The organism is Faecalibacterium sp. Marseille-P9590 (assembly GCF_017377665.1).
Lineage (GTDB): Bacteria > Bacillota > Clostridia > Oscillospirales > Ruminococcaceae > Faecalibacterium.
Genome location: NZ_JAFREF010000002.1, coordinates 161,466 through 179,127, shown reverse-complemented (window position 1 = coordinate 179,127; position 17,662 = coordinate 161,466). Strand labels below are relative to the sequence as shown.

Genomic DNA, 17,662 nt, shown 5'->3' with positions numbered 1-17,662 from the left:
CTGAGAGGTCATGTTATCAAAAAGGAGGACTCCACCATGAAAATGACCCGACGCAGCTTCCTCAGCGCTTCCGCTCTCACACTGCTGTCCTGCCAGCTGGCCCCCGCCGCCAGGGCAGACTGCCTTCTGTCCGACCTTTTCCACGGCGCAGACACCGCCCTGCCGCCGAAGCCTCTGACGGCAAAAGTTGTGGACGCCAACCCCTTTATGGGCCGCAGCGAGTCAAACATCCACCACGACTGCTACAACACCGACTCCACCGACGCCGTCCTCCCCGTGGGCATCTGCCCCGAGGTCAACGTGGCAATGGAAAAGACGAACCCCAACGCCTCCCCGGCCATCTTCTTCGACAACTTCGATAATCCCGTCAGCCCGTTCCTGGGCGGTCTGGCCATCCGCGACCTCGACGCAGAAGAAGTCCGCACCATCGGCTTTTTCTCTCCCGCCAGGCACGACGGCGGCGGCTATCTCATCCAAAGCTCCTATTCCTTTGTGGACGGGCGCAACCTCATCGTCTGCCCCACCAGCCACAACCATGTGCTGATGCTTCGCGCCACCGACGAGAACGGTACGCCTCTGCCGGTTTTTGAAAAGGTACTGGACATCAACATCAAAGAGGCTGCCGAGCGGGTGCTTGGCCGCAGCCTCGAGCAGAACCTGCTCTCCATCGTCTTTGACTACGACGGCAACCTCTGGTTCGTCACCGGCGGCTTCCGCATCTACCCCAGCCGCGGCCAGCAGGGCGCGATGGGCTACATCTCCCACAATGCCATCGACGCCATCCTTGCCGGCGGCACTGCCGACCTCGACCACGAAGTCCATGTCTACGCTCCCGCTCCGGGCGAGGGTGCTGAAAACGGCATTGCCTCCTGCCGGGAGGGTGCGGTCATCCTGACGAACCTTGCCTGCTACCTGCTGCGTGCCAACGGCGGCGTTGAAGTCGTCTGGCGCACCCCCTACGACAGCGTGGGCGCAAAAGACAGCCGCGAAGGCGCTGCCACCACCGGCGGCGGTCTGGCATGGGGCGGCGGCTGCTCGCCCTCTCTGAGCCGGGAGTTGGTCTTCTTCACCGACAACCTCGAGACCGTCAGCCTGATGGCTGTGGACATCCACACCGGCGAAGTCGCCGCCAGCCACCCGGTCATCGACGAGCTGCCCGCCAACATGCCGGTGTCGGTGGAAAATTCGGCCATCGTCTACGACCACGGCAACGGCCGGGTCAGCACCATCGTCTGCAACTGGTTCGGCGCAGGCAGCCCCAACCTCGCAAAGCCCGACAGTGACTCGTCCATCCAGAGCTACGAGAACATCTACGACCGCAACTGGCTGCTCAAGGGCAACTGCATGATCATGCCCGGCGTCGAACGGGTGGACACCATCCGCACCGCCGACGGCTGGACCATGAAGAGCATCTGGTGCCGCGACGACCTCAGCGACACTTCCATGATGAAGCTCTCCACCGCCACCGGCTACATCTACGGCTTCGTGCAGGACGTGGACAGCGGCATGTGGCAGTACATCGTGCTGGACTTCGACACCGGAAAGACCGTCCTCACTGTGGACGTTGCCTCCCTCTACGGCTACAACAACATGGCCATCGGCATGTACGCGGGCCGTGACGGCAACAAGCTCTACTGCCCCACCGGCTACAAAGAGCTGCTCCGCCTGCAGGACCGCTTCGTCTTCCTGCCCGAGATGCCCTACCGGAAGGTCGATCTGGACAAGACCTCCCGCCGGGTGCTTTCGGCGGCAGAGTTCCAGGCCGCAGGCGGCGCCGGCACCCCCGCAAGCTGGCTCCACACCGCCACCCTCGACAACCTCCACCCCGCGACTACTGTTTCTTTCCGCATCAACGGCCTGACCGGAAATGCCGCCGACTATAAGCTCTTCGCCCTCGGCACGGATGGCCGCTACCACGAGGTGTCCGACTGGCACTTCGACGATGCCCCGGCCCGTCTCAGCGCGAAGAAGGTCTACACTATCTGCCTCACCGCACAGGACGGCGGCAGCTTCGACCTCTCGCCCGACGCCAAGGAAGTCACCCTTTCCATCGTTCTGGCCCGCTGAATCTGACAAAGCAGGAGGACTCCCGCCATGAAAATGACCCGCCGCGATTTCCTCAAGCTCTCCTCTGCCGCTGCCGCCGCCTGCGGCGTCACGCTGCTGCCGGCCCAGAAAGCCGATGCGGCTTCTGCCATCCAGACCCTGCTGGAAGAAGCTTATCTCTACGCCTTCCCGCTGGTGCTCGTGGACGCCACCAAGACCGTCTCCACCAACACGAAGACCGCTTCCGCCAGCCGCGCCCCCGTCAACCAGTTCATCCACGCCCGGAAGCTGCTGGACGCTTCCAGCCGCACGGTCGTCAGCCCCAATGTGGACACCATCTACACGCAGGCGTGGCTGGACGTCAGCGCCGAGCCTCAAATCTACGTCGTGCCGGAGGCCGACCGCTTTTTCAACGTGCAGGTACTGGACGCATGGACGAACACCGCCGCCGTGCTGGAAGCACCCGGGGCCTACGCCATCGCCTACTCGAGCTGGGAGGGCACGCTGCCCGAGGGCGTCCGGCGCATCGACATTCCCACCCGGACGGTCTGGACCATCGCCCGCATCATGCTCTCCGGGCCGGACGACCTGCCGAACGTGGCGGCGCTTCAGGGCCGGATGCAGCTGATGCCCCTCTCGGCCTACCCCGCCGGGCTGGCCGCTGCGCCGGAAGGGAGCTATTCTCCGGAGAACGATTTCGTCCCGGTGCAGAAGGTACTCGCCATGACGCCGCAGGAGTTTTTCGACACCGCCAACCGGCTGATGGAGACAGACCCGCCCGCCGAGGCGGACGCGCCTCTTCTCCGCAGCCTCGCGGCCCTTTCCGTCGGCCCGGGCCAGCAGTTCGACGCCTCCGCCCTCGGCCCTCTCGGCGGGCTGCGCTGGAAGCGGCTGCTCCTTCAGCTCAAGAGCAGCCTCCGGGCACAGGCAGCACGCTATTCCCGCCAGATGGGCCAGTGGATCTACTATGGCGACCCCATCGGCAATTTCGGCACCGCCTACGACTACCGGACGATGGTCGCCCTGATGGGCCTCGGGGCCAACACCACCGACATCGCCATCTACCCGCGCACCTCCACCGACAGCGCCGGGGCCGACCTTACGGGCCAAAAGACCTACACGCTCCACTTCGACGCCCTCCCGCCCACAGTGGGCAACGGCTTCTGGTCGGTGACGGCCTACGGCGAGGACAACTTCCTCATCGACAACCCCATCAGCCGCTACTGCGTGAACGATCGTTCCGGCCTCCATCGGAACGCCGACGGCTCGGTGGACGTCACCCTCTCCAAGGACGCGCCCGAGGACACTACCAACTGGCTCCCCGTCTCGGACGAAAAATTCCACCTTTTCCTCCGCATCTATAAGCCCGACTGGACGGCGCTGGACAGCTTCCCGCCGCCGGTCATCTCTGTGAAGTAGCAAAAACGCCATCTGCGTCTCGGCGCAGATGGCGTTTTCATCGTTACAGCGTTTTACAGGGTGCTCAGCAGGCGGTGGCCGCCGTTCTGGTCGGCGGCATAGCGGGTGGTGCGGTTGACCTGATTGTCCAGCGGCAGGCCCTCAGCGTAGCGCTTGAGGTTGTGGATGAAGATGTCCACGATGTTGTCCAGCGTCTTGGGCAGGCTGAACTTGCCGGAGTTGTGGGGCGTGATGATAGCGCCCGGCTCACCCCACAGCGGGTGGTCGGCAGGCAGAGGCTCCGGGTCGGTGACGTCGAGGCCCGCGCCAAAAATTTTGCCGCTGCGCAGGGCCTCCACGAGGGCGTCGCTGTCCACGGTGGTGCCGCGGCCCACGTTGATGAGGATGGCCCCGTCCTTGCAGCGGGCGAAGCGCTCGGCGTTGAACAGCTTGTTGGTCTCAGGGGTGCCGGGCAGGCTCAGGGCGATGAGGTCGGCCTCGGGCAGCTCCTCGTCCAGCTGGCTCTGGGCCACCACACGCAGGCAGTAGTCCGGGCAGGGCGTGTCGGGGTGGACCGTGCGGCGGACGCCCACCACCTCAGCGCCCAGCATATGGGCGCGGCGGGCGAAGTTGGAGCCGATGTCGCCCATGCCGACGCAGAGCACCCGCGCCCCGGTGATGCCCCTCACGGGGCGGTCAATGGGAGCCCACTGGCGCTGGTTCTGGCGGTCGCGGTAGAGGAACATATCCTTCTGGATGCCCAGCCACATGGCCAGCATCCACTCGCTGATGGCCAGACCGTAGGCACCGGTGGCGTTAGTCACCATGCAGTTTTCGGGCAGGACGCCGGGCTTCAGGTAGGCGTCGGGGCCGGCGGAGTTGGACTGGAACCACTCGATGTGCTTGTTCTGGCGGATCATCGACACCGGTGCGTTGCCCAGCACGATGTCGGCCCAGAGCACATCTTCGGCGTGGACGTCGTCCAGCGCGTTGAAACGGAATTCAAATTCCGGCACGGATGCCTCCAGCGCGGCGCGGTGGGCGTCGTTCAGGGGCAGACATACCAAAACTTTTTTGTGCATAAGGATACCCTCACTTCCTGTGTATTCTTCTATAAGAATACTCTCCCCCGCCCCGCTCCGCAAGAGGCAAAATGGCCGCTTTCTTAAGAATTCCTTAGGATTTTATCCCACAAATCCCAAGAAGTATGTGATAAGCTGTCCACAATGCAGAAAATCTGCTATACTGACACTATGCAATACAGGAAAGGAATCATAGACTATGCAGACCATCATGATCGTAGAGGATGACCCGGACATCCGGGACGGCGTGCGCATCCTTCTGTCCGGGGAGGGCTACCGCATCCTCGAAGCCGAAAACGGCCCCCGCGCCCTCAGCCTGCTCACACCGGAAGTCGATCTGGTCATCCTCGACATCATGATGCCCGGCATGAGCGGCCTGCGGGTCTGCGAGGAGATACGAAAGACCTCCACCGTCCCCATCCTCTTTCTCACCGCAAAATCGCAGGAATCCGATAAGCTTCTGGGCCTGACGGCGGGCGGCGACGACTATCTGGCCAAGCCCTTCTCCTTCGCGGAGCTGAGCGCCCGGGTCAAGGCCCTGCTGCGGCGCTACTGCGTCTATCAGGGCAAAGACCAGGCCGAACCTCACCACCCCAGGCCCGACGCCCAGATGCTGGAGCTCCACGGCGTGCGCATCGCGCTGGACTGCAACCGGGTCTGGGTGGACGAGCAGGAGGCCGACCTGACCGAGACCGAGTACAAGATCCTCAAGCTGCTGATGCAGAGCCCCCAGCGCATCTTCCCGGTGCAGGTCATCTACGAGACCGTGTGGGGCGAGCCGTATTTCTACGTCTCCAACGGCACCGTCATGGTGCATATCCGCAATCTGCGGATGAAAGTAGAGCATAACCCTCAGAATCCTCAGCGCATCTGCACTGTCTGGGGCAAAGGCTACCGCTTTGCGGCGCAGGAGGACGGCAATGGCAACACCTGAAAAGCACGGTCTGGCGAAACAGTTCACCCGGCTCATCATCCTGTCGGGACTGGCAAGCTTTCTGCTGCTGGGCTTTCTGCAGGTGGTGCTGAACAAGGGCCTCCGTCTTTATTTCGACCAGCCCGAGGTTCAGACCAAAGCTTCCCAGTATCAGGTCAACGAGCTGCAGAACTATATCACCGAAAATTCCCTTTCCAGCACAGACATCAAAAAGCTCACCGACTGGACGCGGAGCCATCGCTATAACCTGTTGGAGCTTTACCGCGACCAGAAGCTCATCTATTCGTCCTACGCCCCCCGCCACTACTACAAGAACAACGACCCGGAGGCCCCTGAGCTGACCGACAGTCACCAGCACGGCCCCTTCTACGACTGGTCTCCCGTCTACACCCTGAACTTCTCGGACGGTGAGATCACGGCCCTGCTTTACTACAACGGTTTCGACGCCTGTTACAGCACCGGCTGTGATCTCCTGCTCATCATCTGCCTCGCATCCTTCCCCCTCTTTTTCCTCTGGGGGAGCCGGGGCATCGTGAAGTACATCGTCCAGCTCAGTGAAGAGATCCAGGCCATGGAGGGCGGCGACCTCGACCACCCCATCACGGTGCAGGGCAGCGACGAGCTGACGACGCTGGCGTCCAGCCTCGACTCCATGCGTCTCACCCTCCGCCAGCAGCACGAGGACGAGGCGGCCGCCGCCGCCAAGGTGAAGAACCTTATCACCGAGATGAGCCACGACCTCCGTACGCCCCTGACCACCCTGCTGCTCTACACCGAGATCCTTCGCCACCGCAAATATGAGACGACGGCGCAAGCCGAAGATTACCTTACCAAGATAGACACCAAGGCCCGCCAGCTCAAGCAGCTGTCGGACAACCTCTTCGAATACGCCCTCGTCACCCGGGATACCGTGGCCGTCCTCGACCCGCCGGCCCGCTTCTCCCAGATATTCGAGGAGCCGCTGACCGAGATGGTGGGCGAGCTGCAGGAGCGTGGCTTTGCCTGCGCCCTCGAGCTGGGCGAGGAGGACGACACTCTCACCGTAAAAGAGCAGTACGTCCGCTGCATCCTCGACAACATCACCTCGAACCTGCTCAAATACGCCGACCCGGCGCAGGACATTTCCGTCCGCTTCGTCAAAGAGAACGGCAAAGCCGGGCTTGCCTTTGAAAATGCCGTCCTCCCCGGCCAGCACCGCACCGACAGCACGAAGGTCGGCCTCACCAGCATCGAGACCATGATGGAAAAGATGCACGCAGCATGCCGCATCGAGCAGAGCGGCGAACGCTTTTGCATCACGCTGCTGTTTCCCATCGAGAAATAACCTCTCCGTCAGCGCTGACGCGCTGCCACCTCCCCTAACGAGGGGAGGCCTTGGCATACCGGAAAACTTAATCTCTTCGCCAGAGGCTCCCCTCGGTAGGGGAGCTGGCTGCCGAAGGCAGGCTGAGAGGTTTACATTGCACAAAAACAGCGCAGCTTGTGGAAAACCCACAGGCTGCGCTGTTTTTTCATAAAAAATTCAAACCTCTTAAGTCCTTCTTAATAAATTTCTCGGGCATTTCCTAAGATTTGGAATGTATACTTCTCCCTGTCAGATGGGGAGAAGTGCTCCCCGCGAAATCTCTTAGGAGGGGCAAATCACCATGCTATCAAAAAAGAAACCACAGGACAAGGTCAATCCTGAATATCTCGTCGGCCTTGACACAGCCTCTGCCCAACCGGCTCCGGCGGGCGTGAAGCCCTTTATCAAAAAGCACTGGAAGCCCATCACCGCCGCCATCTGCGCGGCAGCGGTGGCCGCAGCCGTGCTTGTCCCGAAGAACAGTGCAAAGCCCGCTGCCGCCAGCGCCCAGTATGTTGAGACGAGACCCGAAAAGCGGAACATCGTCAACAGCTACAGCGCCGACGGCACCATCACCGCCGCCGACACCTACACCGTCAAGCCGATGGTTAAGGGTACTGTCCTGACCGCCGACTTCGAGGTGGGCGACACGGTCAACAAGGGTGATGTGCGTCATCTACGATTTGAGCTACCTCGAGATGACGCTGGACGTCGATGAGCTGGACATTCTCGACATTCAGGTGGGCCAGAAGGCCGAGATCACCGCCGACGCCATCAGCGACCGCACCTTTGAGGGCGTCGTCACCAGCATCTCCTCTGCAGGCACCACCAGCGGCGGCACCACCACTTACCCCGTCACCATCCGCATCGACGACACCGGCAGCCTCATGCCCGGCATGAATGCCACTGCCGCCCTTGACATTCCCTCTTGCCGGCGTTATGTTATTGTTAAGGCGACAGCCGGTTTCGCCGTCTTTCGCCTCATATTAAAATCGCTCTTGTTTTATAGCTGTCTGGACTTTACACAAAATTTGGGAAAGACCCATTTTTGTCTAACTTTTGGGGTTCATTTCAGTATCCGGAGTCTCTTTTTTGGCATTTTCTTCAATGTTTTTGCAATTGGAATCTATAGTTTCGATAGCTGTTTTCTTTCAACGACATGGATAAGCTAGGCCTTATTGCTTTGCAGAAACAGCGCATCACCCGAAATTTTAATTATTTTCCGCTCTGATTCTGATATACTATCGTTAAGACATCGATTTCGGAGGTCCACATGGATACAAGTATTTTCCGTTATGTGCTCGAGGTAGAAAAATACAGAAACATCACCCAGGCGGCGAAGCGACTGTTTATCTCGCAACCGGCACTGACCAAACAGCTGAATAAGCTTGAAAAAGAGTTGGGCTTTTCGCCTTTTGACCGCACGCACAGCCCGATCAGCGTTACACCACAGGGCGAAATTTTTCTCGATTTTGCTCGGCGCTATGTGCAGCTCGAAAGCGAGATGATGGATAGTCTTCGACAGTTTAATCAGATTCCAGCAGAGCCTGTACTGATTGCCACAACGCATCGTGGTGGCGCCTACGCTGCTGTTCAGGCAGCACCTTTCATGATGACACATCCAGAGATACATCTCAGTTACCTGAATCGCAACTCTCAGCAGTGCGAAGAAGAGCTGGAAAGCGAATCCATCGACTTAGCCATCTATACTGAACCTGTACACTCCGAAAACATCGAGTATATGCCAGTACAGGAGGATCCGCTCGTATTTGTCATTCCACAGGAATCACCGATTCTGGAGGACCTAGATATCTCCGATAATTCACTCGAGCATCCGGTTGAAATCGACATCAGCCGTTTCCGTAATCCGTCGCTCCGATATATTCTGGCGACGCCAGGTCAGGGGCTGTATGATGCCGAAAAATCTTTTTTCAGAAAATATCACATCACACCGATTCATCCGCAGCGCATTGATTATGTTGACACACGATATCTCGTTGCCTGCAGCGGCTGTGGCATCGCCCTGTTGCCGCACACGACGATTCGTAATTCATCTACTGGTCAAAACCCGGTCTATGGCACGATAAAAGGCGATACTCTGTATCGTTATGTCATCGTCGCCCGAAAGAAGGGCCGCAACTTATCCCCTTCTGCAGAAATCGTCTGGCGCTACATGATCAGCGCATCTGCTAAAAATCGATAACATTTTGGAATCAGGTTCATAACAGAAAAAGGAGAAGCATTCGTCATTCAATTTGCAGTACAGAGCGAGTGCTTCTTTTTCTGTTTTATGGCGCTATGTCCATTCCAAATGGTTATCGTCCCATAGAAGAATCGCCATTGTCACAGTCTTGCACAATTATTCCCATTTTTGTACAATACATTTATCAAATTTGCCGGCAAATAAAAGTGCTTTAAAAATTCTGTATCACTTTTTGGGAGGATTTACTGTGAATAAGTTAAAAGAAACGAAAATCCTTGGGTTCCCTCTGTGGATGTACCTTATATTCAGTATACTGATGATGGTGATGGCAGCCAATGACTGGATGCTGACCAACATGGTCGGCGCACTCGCCTTCGCGATGATCATCGGCACGCTGCTCGGCTGGGTCGGTGACCATATCCCGGTCTGGAAGACCTGGTTCGGCGGCGGCATGCTCTTCTCCTGCCTCGTAGCCGGCGCGATGAACACCTTCCACCTGATCGGTGAAGGCTCGATGGAAGCCCTGAATACCTTCAACGGCTCCACCGGTTTCCTCGATCTCTACATTCTCGTCCTGATCACCGGCTCTGTGCTCTCGGTTGATCGTAAGATGCTCATCAAATCCTTCGCCGGATTCGTTCCGACGATTCTTGCAGGTATTGCAGGTGCACTCGGCCTCGCTGGTCTCGTAGGTGCCATCACTGGCGTCGGCGCAATCGAGGCGATCGCCACCTATGCAATTCCAGTCATGGGCGGTGGCAATGGTGCCGGTATCACACCGATGAGCAAGATGTGGGCTGCTGCAACCGGCGGTGATGCCTCCTCCTGGTATGCATCTGCCTTTGCAATCATCAGCATTGGCAATCTCTGCGCCGTCTTCATGTCTGCACTGCTGAACAAGCTCGGCCAGATCAAGCCATCCATGACGGGTAATGGTCGTCTCATGGTCGGTGAAGAAAATGTCAGCACGAAGTCCAGTGACGTGAAGCTGACCGCAGCCGACTACGCAACCGGTCTCGCACTCGGTGTCGTATGCTTCAATGTAGCTAACCTCTACGCAAAGCACATCTCCATCATCAACCATGCAAACCTCGGCTTCAGTATTCATACCTTCGCTTTCATGGTCATCCTGATGGCGATTCTGAATATGACGAATATCCTGCCGGAAAACGTGAAGGCCGGCGCAAGGGGCATGCAGCAATTCTTCGTAAAGTATATGTCCTTCCCACTGATGATTACCGTTGGTATCGGTACGAACCTCACAGACTACGCGAAGGTCTTCACAAACCCAGCGTATATCGTCATCATCATGGCGACTGTCATCGGTGCGATGATCGGAACCTTCATCGTCGGTAAGCTGTTCCACTTCTATCCTGTAGAAGGAATGCTGACTGCCGGACTCTGTATGGCAAACGGCGGTGGTGCCGGCGACGTACAGTGTCTCGGCGCTGCGCACCGCATGGAGCTGATGTCCTATGCTCAGATTTCTTCCAGAATCGGTGGTGCCATCATGCTCGTCATCGCAAGCTTCATTTTCGGTAAATTCCTGTAATCCTGGAGGTACTATATGGCAAATCAGAATCCTTTGGCTACGAATCTCACGCTTGAGCAGCAGAAAAACCTGTTCGGCAATGCTTACTTAAATATGCTCTGGCACTGTCCGACCGACCTGCGTTTCCACTACTGGGTGCATCTCCCAGACTACTACTACGACGAAGAGGAGCATGAGTACTCTCTCCTCGTCATCATCCATGGAACCGGCTGTGCAATCGAAGAGTACATCAAGCAGGCGAAGGAACTCGCCGACAAATATCATATGGCTGTGCTTGCGCCTATGTTCCCGGGTGGACTCATTCAGCGCGATGACTTCAACAGCTATAAGCTCCTCTCCTGCGACGGCATCCGCTATGATCTGATTCTCCTCGATATGATCGAGGATATGGCGAAGCGCTATCCAGGCGTTCACACAGATCAGTTTTTCATGTTCGGACACTCTGGTGGCGGGCAGTTCGTAAACCGCTTCCTGCTCGCTCACCCTGATCGTCTGAAGGCCTGCTCCATCGGTGCACCTGGCCGTCCGACCTTCCTAAATCCAGACGAGGACTACTTCTGGGGTATCCGTGATTTCAAGGATTACTTCGGTTATGATGTCGACCTCGAAGCCGTAAAGAAGGTACCCGTCCTCATCAGTGTCGGCGAGCTCGACAACAAGTTTATCGGCGACTCCCCGTATGGCGATAACCGCGTAGCCCGTATGAAGAGCCTGCAGAAAAATTTCCAGGAGCACGGCGTCCATACGGAGCTGACGATCCTTCCGGGCTTCGCCCATGAGGCTGGTGAAAAGGAACGAGTGCAGGCCGCGCAGAAATTCTTTATCCAGTATTTATAACTCAAACTACAGTTTTTGAATTTCCTTTCTTTGTACCCTCTTTTTAAAAGAGGGTACATTGCGTATTTCTTGCTTTTCCTTCATACTTGCGTACTTTTAGTAGATTATGAAAGCAAGCAGAATTTCTATTCTACGGAATCAACTATTCTGCACTGGAAGCTGCCGTCCGGCGAATCCAACAGGATGTTGATTTCCTGATGAAGTATCTCCCCAAGGTGCCTGATGATGCCTATGTGAAAGTGGAGACCACGAAGATTCTCAAACAGCACAAGGCATATATGGCACAGTTTGAAGAAATGCTGAACGATGAAAAAAATCGCATAACGACAGGCACTTGTATGATGAGCTGATTTCCTATGCTGACCTGTACGACAGTGCCAGTTTTGAAGCAAAGAAAATGATTGTCAATCAGCTTATCCGCAGAGTAGATGTTTATCGTGGATATCAGATCAACATCTCGTTCAACTTCGATCTCACTCCTTACATTGAGGGGGAGTGATGCGTCCACCTGCAAAACAGTCGGACATCGAACAAGCATTTTCAAAAGCAACGAAATAGCAAGAATTGGGGGTTGCCGTCCACGCGCCTGCAAAATCAGGCATTTGGCTGATTCTCGATGCAACCTCTAAGAAAGCAAAAAGAAAAGCACCGTACTTCAAACGAAGTACAGTGCTTTTTTGGTGGAGAATAGCGGGATCGAACCGCTGACCTCTTGCATGCCATGCAAGCGCTCTCCCAGCTGAGCTAATCCCCCATAGCCTGTGTCGTCCCTGACGACGTGTGTTATTATACCAGCTGAAAGGAGAGTTGTCAACAGCTTTTTTCAAATTCGTGCAAAAAAAGTCCCGCCGGGTGCATTTCTGCCTCCGGCGGGACTTGCGTTCAGGAGAACTCAGGCTTTGGTGTACTGACGGTCGAAGATCTGGGGTGCTGCCTTGATGAGCAGCACAGCGCCCACCACAGTGATGAGCGTCTCCGGCAGCATGTAGCTGGCGTTGTACACGAGGCTGTAGGTCCAGGCGCTCAGACCCTCATTCAGGTTGCCCCAGACGAGGACGCCGGACAGGAAGCTGCACATGAAGCGCAGGAAGCCTGCGATGGCGGTACCGACGGCCACGCCGACCATCCGGTTCTTGAAGGGGCGGGCGAAGAACTCTGCGGTACCCAGAACCATAAAGGCCACCAGATAGTCCAGCAGGATCTCACCGAGGAAGTAGATGAAGGTGGGCGTCGGGGGAGCCCAGAAGCCCAGCAGCATCTGCAGGCAGCCGTTCACCAGACCGGTGAACAGGCCCCACTTGACGCCGTGGCGGAAGGAGACGAGCACGAAGGGCAGCATACTCAGCAGGGTGACGCTGCCGCCGTTGGGCATGGTGAAGATCTTGATGTTGGCCAGCACGGTGCCGATCGCCACCATCAGCGCGCACTCCACCAGCACCCGGGTCTTGGAGTAGGATTTCGACATGAGGATTCCTCTTCTCATAATAATAGTACACAAAAACAAAAATGCGCCTGCTTTTGCTGGCAGGCGCACGGGCTGTTTGTGAAAATCGGGACCTTTCCGCAAACTACCTACGCCGGCATTACCCGGATCAGGTTCAAGGGTCTCTGCTTCCAGCAGATCTCAGCCTCACGGCGCCCCTGTTTTCATGTCCACTTTCAGTATAGCCGCTCTCCGCCAAAAGTCAAGCCCCCGGCGGTATATCGGCCCGCCGGGGCACATATTCTGGAACAAGCACACTTTGGCGGGAGGGAGCAGTCATGAAAGGTGATCCGGAACAGCGGGCGCTGCTGCTGGGAGAGTACATCGTGGAGCATGGGGCCACCGTGCGGGCGGCGGCGCGGGCCTTCGGCTGCAGCAAGTCCACCGTACACAAAGACGTGTCGGTGCGGCTGCGGACGGTAGGCCCGGAGCTGTTCCGGCAGGTGCAGATGGTGCTGGCCCGGAACAAGGCCGAGCGCCATCTGCGGGGCGGCGCGGCCACCCGGGAAAAATACCACAAGCCTCGTTAACGGAAAGCGGCGGTGTCCAGACACCGCCGCTTTGTCATGTCATCTGGTGGAACTGCTCCAGCGCCGCCTTTTCCAGCCGGCTCACCTGTGCCTGGCTGATGCCGATCTCCCGGGCCACCTCCATCTGGGTCTTGCCTTTGAGGTAGCGCAGTTCCATGATGCGCTTTTCGCGCGGGGTGAGGCCCGCCACGGTCTGGCGGAACTGCAGACCGCTGATCCAGCTGTCCTCGCCGTCGGGGTCGCGCACCTGGTCGATGACGTACACCGCATCGCCGCCGTCGGCGTAGACCGGTTCCTCAAGACTCAGCGGCTCCACCACCGATTCCAGCGCCGCCGACACCTCGCGGCGGGACAGACCGGTCTTCTGGGCGATCTCGTCCACGGTGGGTTCACGGCCCAGCTGCTTTTCCAGCTCCTCGCGGGACTGCATGGCCCGGTAGGCCGTGTCCCGGAGGCTGCGGCTCACCCGCAGGGCGTTGTTGTCCCGCAGGAACCGCCGTATCTCGCCGATGATCATCGGCACGCCGTAGGTGGAGAACCGCACCTGCTGGGCCGGGTCGAAGTTGTCGATGGCCTTAATGAGCCCGATGCACCCCACCTGAAACAGGTCGTCCATGTTCTCGCCCCGCTGCGAAAAGCGCTGCACCACGCTGAGCACCAGCCGCAGATTGCCCTCTATCATGCTCTGGCGGGCCTCTTTGTCCCCGGCCCGCGCCCGGGTGAGCAGGTCGCGCTTCTCCTGCTCGGACAGTATCGGCAGTTCGGCGGTGTTCACGCCGCACAGCTCAACCTTGTTGTACATCCCCTACCCTCCGGTTTCGTTTCAGTTTCACCGGAAGTATGGCCGCAGGGGCAGGATAACATTCATTCCAAATTCAGGGGATAACCTCTCCGTCACGCCTTCGGCGTGCCACTGCCCGGGTTGCGGTACCCAGCAGCCGCAGCGCTTTGCTTGCGTCTTGCTGGCCGCGGCCCCAACAGCGACTCCCTGTTTCCGCCACTGGCGGCGGTCGTCGTTGTTGCTCCTAACGAGGGGAGGCTTTGGCATACCGGAAAACTTAATCTCTTCGCCAGAGGCTCCCCTCGATAGGGGAGCTGTCTGCGAAGCAGACTGAGAGGTTTAATCTTCTTCACTCCCCTAATTGTTCTCTTAATTGCCGTATGATCCTTTTCTCCAGCCTCGAAATATAGCTCTGGCTGATGCCGATGGCGTCTGCCACCTCCTTCTGGGTCCGCTCCACGCCGTCCAGCAGGCCGAAGCGCAGCTCCATGATCTGCCGCTCCCGGGGCGAGAGCTGCTCCACCGACCGGCGGAGGCTGGCCCGCTCGGCGTCCTGCTCGAGACGCTGACCCACCTGATTCTCCTCGCTGCTCAGCACGTCCGACAGCAGCAGCTCGTTGCCGTCGCCGTCGATGTTCAGCGGCTCGTCGATGCTGGCCTCCTGCCGCCGGTTGGAGCTTTTGCGCAGATACATCAGGATCTCGTTGCCGATGCAGCGGCTGGCGTAAGTCGCCAGCTTGATGCTCCGCTCGGGCGTGAAGGTGTTCACAGCCTTGATGAGCCCGATGGTGCCGATGGACACCATGTCCTCCGAGGGGACGCCGCTGCCCTCGTATTTCTTCGCAAGGTACACCACCAGCCGCAGGTTATGGGTGATGAGCTCATCCCGGGCAGCGGGGTCTCCGTCGGCCATCCGGGCCAGAAGGGCTTTTTCCTCTTCCGGGGTCAGGGGCGGCGGCAGACCCGGCCCGCCGTTCAGATAATGTACGCCGCCCGTCCAGCTCAGTCTGGCCCAGAGGCGCTGCAAAAGATTTACAAATCGTTGAAACACAGGCATATTCCTCCCATTGTATTGTCATTTACCCAGCAGCGCCGCCGTTTCCGCGCTGACGAGAGCCGTCCATCCACCCGGCGGAGGCGGCATATCGCAAAACGCTGCGTATATTCCGTCCTGTTTTCTACCGTTTGACCCAAGCGCGGCAGGCAGGGCGGGCAGCAGACAGTGTCCCGCGACGGTCTGACAGGGTACGAACCGCACGCCCCACTCCGGGCGAGGCTCTGTGCCGACGCCCGCGAGGCAGGCGTCCAGATACGCCCTCACCCCGGCGGGCAGAGGCACGGCATCCAGCCGCACCAGCACCACCGCCCGGCCCGAAAGCGGCTCCTGCACATGGAAGCCGGTGTCGCAGAAGACGCTCAGCGGGACGACCTGCCCGGCCACCGACAGCTCCGCCCCAAAGCAGGCTGGGCCGCTGCGGCCCAGAACGTGCAGCACTCCCTCTACCACGCCGCAGACCCCCGCCGTGGACGCCAGCAGCAGCCCCGGCGACACCGGCAGATAGAAGCTGAGGTTGTTGCAGGCCGCGCCGGGCAGGAAAAGCGCCCCCGTGAGGGTCAGATTGAGCAGGACGAACCACGCCGTGAGCCGGGCGGTGTTCCGCGCCCCCTGCCAGCCGTAGGCAGCGGCTACGCAGAGGGCGGCGGACGTACCTTTATAAGTAAGGGCCAGCGGCCAGGGGGCGGTGGGGGCCAGCAGGACCAGCGACGACACTGCCGCCGCTCCCGCGCCGCCCACCAGCCGCAGCGGCGAACAGCACGCCCCGCACAGCAGCCCCGCCGCCAGCAGGAACGCCGCCCCCACCACGAAATTCACCAGAAGAAGCACATCGAGATAGATGACCGTCCGCACAAGCCCCACCCCCTCTTTCTAGGGTAGCAGAGGGGCGGGAGGAAAAGGGTCGAACCCTCTCAGGCGCTTTTTTTGCAAAAACCCCTTGCAAACTTCCCCGAGATGCGGTATAATACATCTCGCGGCAAGTCCGCTGGAAATTGAATATCTGCCTCTTTAGCTCAGTCGGTTAGAGCACCTGACTGTTAATCAGGGTGTCGCCTGTTCGAGTCAGGCAAGAGGCGCTTTTTACGGCGAAGAGTTTTCTTCGCCGTTTTTGTTTGCCTAAACCGTCGGATTCGTGCTCGTTGGTCAGGTTTTCCTTCCATACAACCTCTCAGTCGGGCTTGCGCCCGCCAGCTCCCCTAGTAGGGGAGCCTCTGGCGTATCCTGCAAGCTTCACCCGGCTGCCAAGGCCTCCCCTCGTTAGGAGCAACGGCGACGACCACCGCCAGCGGCGGAAACAGGAAGGAGCTGTTGGGGCCGCGGCCAGCAGGATGCAAGCGACAGCGAAGCAGCCGCTGGGTGCCGCAACCCGGGCGGTGGCAATGCGAAGCATTGACGGAGAGGTTTTGCCCCCTTGATGTAACCAAACTGTAGCCTTTTTCACATTATTTTCAAAAATTAAAGGTAAATTAAAAAATGTCCTCTTGAAGAAATGGCGTATTTGTGTTACACTACATCCAAGCTGTAATGGTATTTTTGGAGATTCTGGCGTTTTTCCCCCAGCGTTTTTTGGCTCTGGGGGGCGGCGGCAGAGTGATTTACACGCATTTTTTCTACTTTTCTGCCCGTTTTGGCTGTTTTCCGGCCATTTAGCCTTGTGGCAATGGGGAAAGTATGGTAAAATAGTGTAAAGATGCCAAAATGGCAGCTTACTTAACTCGTGATGTTGCCGAGTGCGCACTCGGTTGCATAGGTTTTCCCGGTTGCGCAACCGGGAGGGGACCGATTATATTCGTTTTATTCATTTGAAGGGAGTAATTCATTATGATGATGCCTGCAAACTTCTCTGCTGTGAACGCAGAGGTCGTCTACGGCGGCGCTGTGGCTGACTACCTGCCCAACGCATGGACTGCTGCCAACGTCAAGCAGTTCTCCAGCAACATTATCACTCTGGTCAGCAACAGCTTCACCAGCGATCTGCTGAAGGCTACTCTGGGTGTTATGTTCAGCGGCAACTGGGGCGAGGACAACCGCATCTTCGGCGACAACGGCAGCCTCACTGCTCTGTACCATGTTGGCCACGATATCAACGCTGATTCTCAGAACTTCGGCAACAAGATCATGACCACTCTGGGTCTGGCTTCTGTTGTCTACACTCTGGGCATGAAGGACGCTGCTGTCCTGACTGTCAAGAAGGTCACTGACATCAACGGCAATATTTCCTAACTTTGTTGTCTGAGGTTTTACCAAAGACTTGTTGAAAGAGCGGCGAATCGAAAGATTCGCCGCTCTTTTTTGCTGCCTTCTTGTTACCAAACTGAGACTTTTTTCACATTTTTTTCAAAATTTAAGGGTTTATTAAAAATTGTCCTCTTGAAGAACCCGACAGAATGTGTTATACTATGCCCAAGGTTTAG

The 17,662-nt window shown here is 58.0% G+C and carries 17 protein-coding genes, 2 tRNA genes and 1 riboswitch; of the genes, 13 read left to right on the top strand and 6 right to left on the bottom strand.

Translation table 11 applies throughout. The features are described 5' to 3' along the window. Positions 1 to 36: 36 nt before the first annotated feature. Positions 37 to 2,067 carry a hypothetical protein gene (locus tag J3349_RS03530; RefSeq protein WP_207676453.1) on the top strand — a complete coding sequence of 677 codons (2,031 nt, stop codon included), beginning with the start codon at positions 37 to 39 and terminating at the stop codon, positions 2,065 to 2,067. A 27-nt stretch (positions 2,068 to 2,094) separates the two neighbouring features. Continuing rightward, positions 2,095 to 3,465, top strand: a complete 1,371-nt coding sequence (locus J3349_RS03525) for a DUF1254 domain-containing protein (protein ID WP_149794191.1) — start codon at positions 2,095 to 2,097, stop codon at positions 3,463 to 3,465. Positions 3,466 to 3,518: 53 nt separating this feature from the next. Here the strand turns inward: J3349_RS03525 and J3349_RS03520 are convergent, their stop codons facing one another. Further along, positions 3,519 to 4,526 carry a D-2-hydroxyacid dehydrogenase gene (locus J3349_RS03520; RefSeq protein WP_207676452.1) on the bottom strand — a complete coding sequence of 336 codons (1,008 nt, stop codon included), beginning with the start codon at positions 4,524 to 4,526 and terminating at the stop codon, positions 3,519 to 3,521. Positions 4,527 to 4,725: 199 nt separating this feature from the next. On the opposite strand from J3349_RS03520, the gene J3349_RS03515 reads away from it, so the two are divergent. From J3349_RS03515 to J3349_RS03480, 8 genes are all read left to right on the top strand, one after another. Continuing rightward, positions 4,726 to 5,460 carry a response regulator transcription factor gene (locus tag J3349_RS03515; protein ID WP_207676451.1) on the top strand — a complete coding sequence of 245 codons (735 nt, stop codon included), beginning with the start codon at positions 4,726 to 4,728 and terminating at the stop codon, positions 5,458 to 5,460. Beyond that, positions 5,447 to 6,784, top strand: coding sequence for a histidine kinase dimerization/phospho-acceptor domain-containing protein (locus tag J3349_RS03510; protein WP_207676450.1), 1,338 nt, complete (start codon positions 5,447 to 5,449; stop codon positions 6,782 to 6,784). Before J3349_RS03515 ends, J3349_RS03510 begins: the two co-directional genes overlap by 14 nt. Positions 6,785 to 7,106: 322 nt before the next feature. Further along, positions 7,107 to 7,523: a hypothetical protein gene (locus J3349_RS03505; RefSeq protein ID WP_207676449.1), complete on the top strand. Its 417-nt coding sequence runs from the start codon at positions 7,107 to 7,109 to the stop codon at positions 7,521 to 7,523. Continuing rightward, positions 7,471 to 7,977, top strand: a complete 507-nt coding sequence (locus tag J3349_RS03500; RefSeq protein ID WP_207676448.1) for an HlyD family efflux transporter periplasmic adaptor subunit — start codon at positions 7,471 to 7,473, stop codon at positions 7,975 to 7,977. Before J3349_RS03505 ends, J3349_RS03500 begins: the two co-directional genes overlap by 53 nt. Before the next feature lie 101 nt (positions 7,978 to 8,078). Next, positions 8,079 to 9,008 (top strand): LysR family transcriptional regulator, encoded by a 930-nt coding sequence (locus J3349_RS03495; protein ID WP_149794568.1) that lies wholly within the window; start codon positions 8,079 to 8,081, stop codon positions 9,006 to 9,008. A gap of 247 nt (positions 9,009 to 9,255) precedes the next feature. Continuing rightward, positions 9,256 to 10,560, top strand: a complete 1,305-nt coding sequence (locus J3349_RS03490) for a 2-hydroxycarboxylate transporter family protein (RefSeq protein WP_207676447.1) — start codon at positions 9,256 to 9,258, stop codon at positions 10,558 to 10,560. 15 nt (positions 10,561 to 10,575) lie between these two features. Further along, the gene (locus J3349_RS03485; protein WP_015563588.1) at positions 10,576 to 11,397 is read left to right on the top strand and encodes an alpha/beta hydrolase; all 822 of its coding nucleotides are present in this window, start codon (positions 10,576 to 10,578) and stop codon (positions 11,395 to 11,397) included. A gap of 197 nt (positions 11,398 to 11,594) precedes the next feature. Beyond that, entirely contained in the window at positions 11,595 to 11,747 is a 153-nt protein-coding gene (locus J3349_RS03480; protein ID WP_227619352.1) for a hypothetical protein, read from the top strand. 328 nt (positions 11,748 to 12,075) lie between these two features. On the opposite strand, the gene J3349_RS03475 is transcribed toward J3349_RS03480, so the two are convergent. Together J3349_RS03475 and thiT are read right to left on the bottom strand one after the other, a co-directional pair. Continuing rightward, a tRNA-Ala gene (locus J3349_RS03475) sits at positions 12,076 to 12,151 on the bottom strand. Positions 12,152 to 12,289: 138 nt separating this feature from the next. Continuing rightward, on the bottom strand, positions 12,290 to 12,862 hold the full coding sequence (gene thiT / locus J3349_RS03470) for an energy-coupled thiamine transporter ThiT (RefSeq protein ID WP_158388449.1): 573 nt from the start codon (positions 12,860 to 12,862) through the stop codon (positions 12,290 to 12,292). Between the two features lie 87 nt (positions 12,863 to 12,949). After that, positions 12,950 to 13,050: riboswitch (TPP riboswitch) on the bottom strand. Between the two features lie 108 nt (positions 13,051 to 13,158). Here thiT and J3349_RS03465 point away from each other — a divergent pair. Then, positions 13,159 to 13,410 (top strand): sporulation transcriptional regulator SpoIIID, encoded by a 252-nt coding sequence (locus tag J3349_RS03465; protein WP_015565655.1) that lies wholly within the window; start codon positions 13,159 to 13,161, stop codon positions 13,408 to 13,410. Between the two features lie 34 nt (positions 13,411 to 13,444). Here J3349_RS03465 and sigG read toward each other — a convergent pair whose 3' ends face one another. From sigG to J3349_RS03450, 3 genes are all read right to left on the bottom strand, one after another. Further along, a complete protein-coding gene (gene sigG / locus J3349_RS03460; protein WP_158396595.1) occupies positions 13,445 to 14,212 on the bottom strand; it encodes an RNA polymerase sporulation sigma factor SigG in 768 nt (255 codons plus the stop codon). Between the two features lie 328 nt (positions 14,213 to 14,540). Beyond that, entirely contained in the window at positions 14,541 to 15,242 is a 702-nt protein-coding gene (locus J3349_RS03455) for a sigma-70 family RNA polymerase sigma factor (protein ID WP_158396594.1), read from the bottom strand. A gap of 24 nt (positions 15,243 to 15,266) precedes the next feature. Next, positions 15,267 to 16,100, bottom strand: coding sequence for a sigma-E processing peptidase SpoIIGA (locus J3349_RS03450; RefSeq protein WP_207676445.1), 834 nt, complete (start codon positions 16,098 to 16,100; stop codon positions 15,267 to 15,269). A gap of 150 nt (positions 16,101 to 16,250) precedes the next feature. Between J3349_RS03450 and J3349_RS03445 the strand changes: the two genes are divergently transcribed. Continuing rightward, positions 16,251 to 16,324: transfer RNA gene (locus J3349_RS03445), tRNA-Asn, on the top strand. Between the two features lie 745 nt (positions 16,325 to 17,069). Continuing rightward, positions 17,070 to 17,471 (top strand): hypothetical protein, encoded by a 402-nt coding sequence (locus tag J3349_RS03440; RefSeq protein WP_207676444.1) that lies wholly within the window; start codon positions 17,070 to 17,072, stop codon positions 17,469 to 17,471. Positions 17,472 to 17,662: the final 191 nt, after the last annotated feature.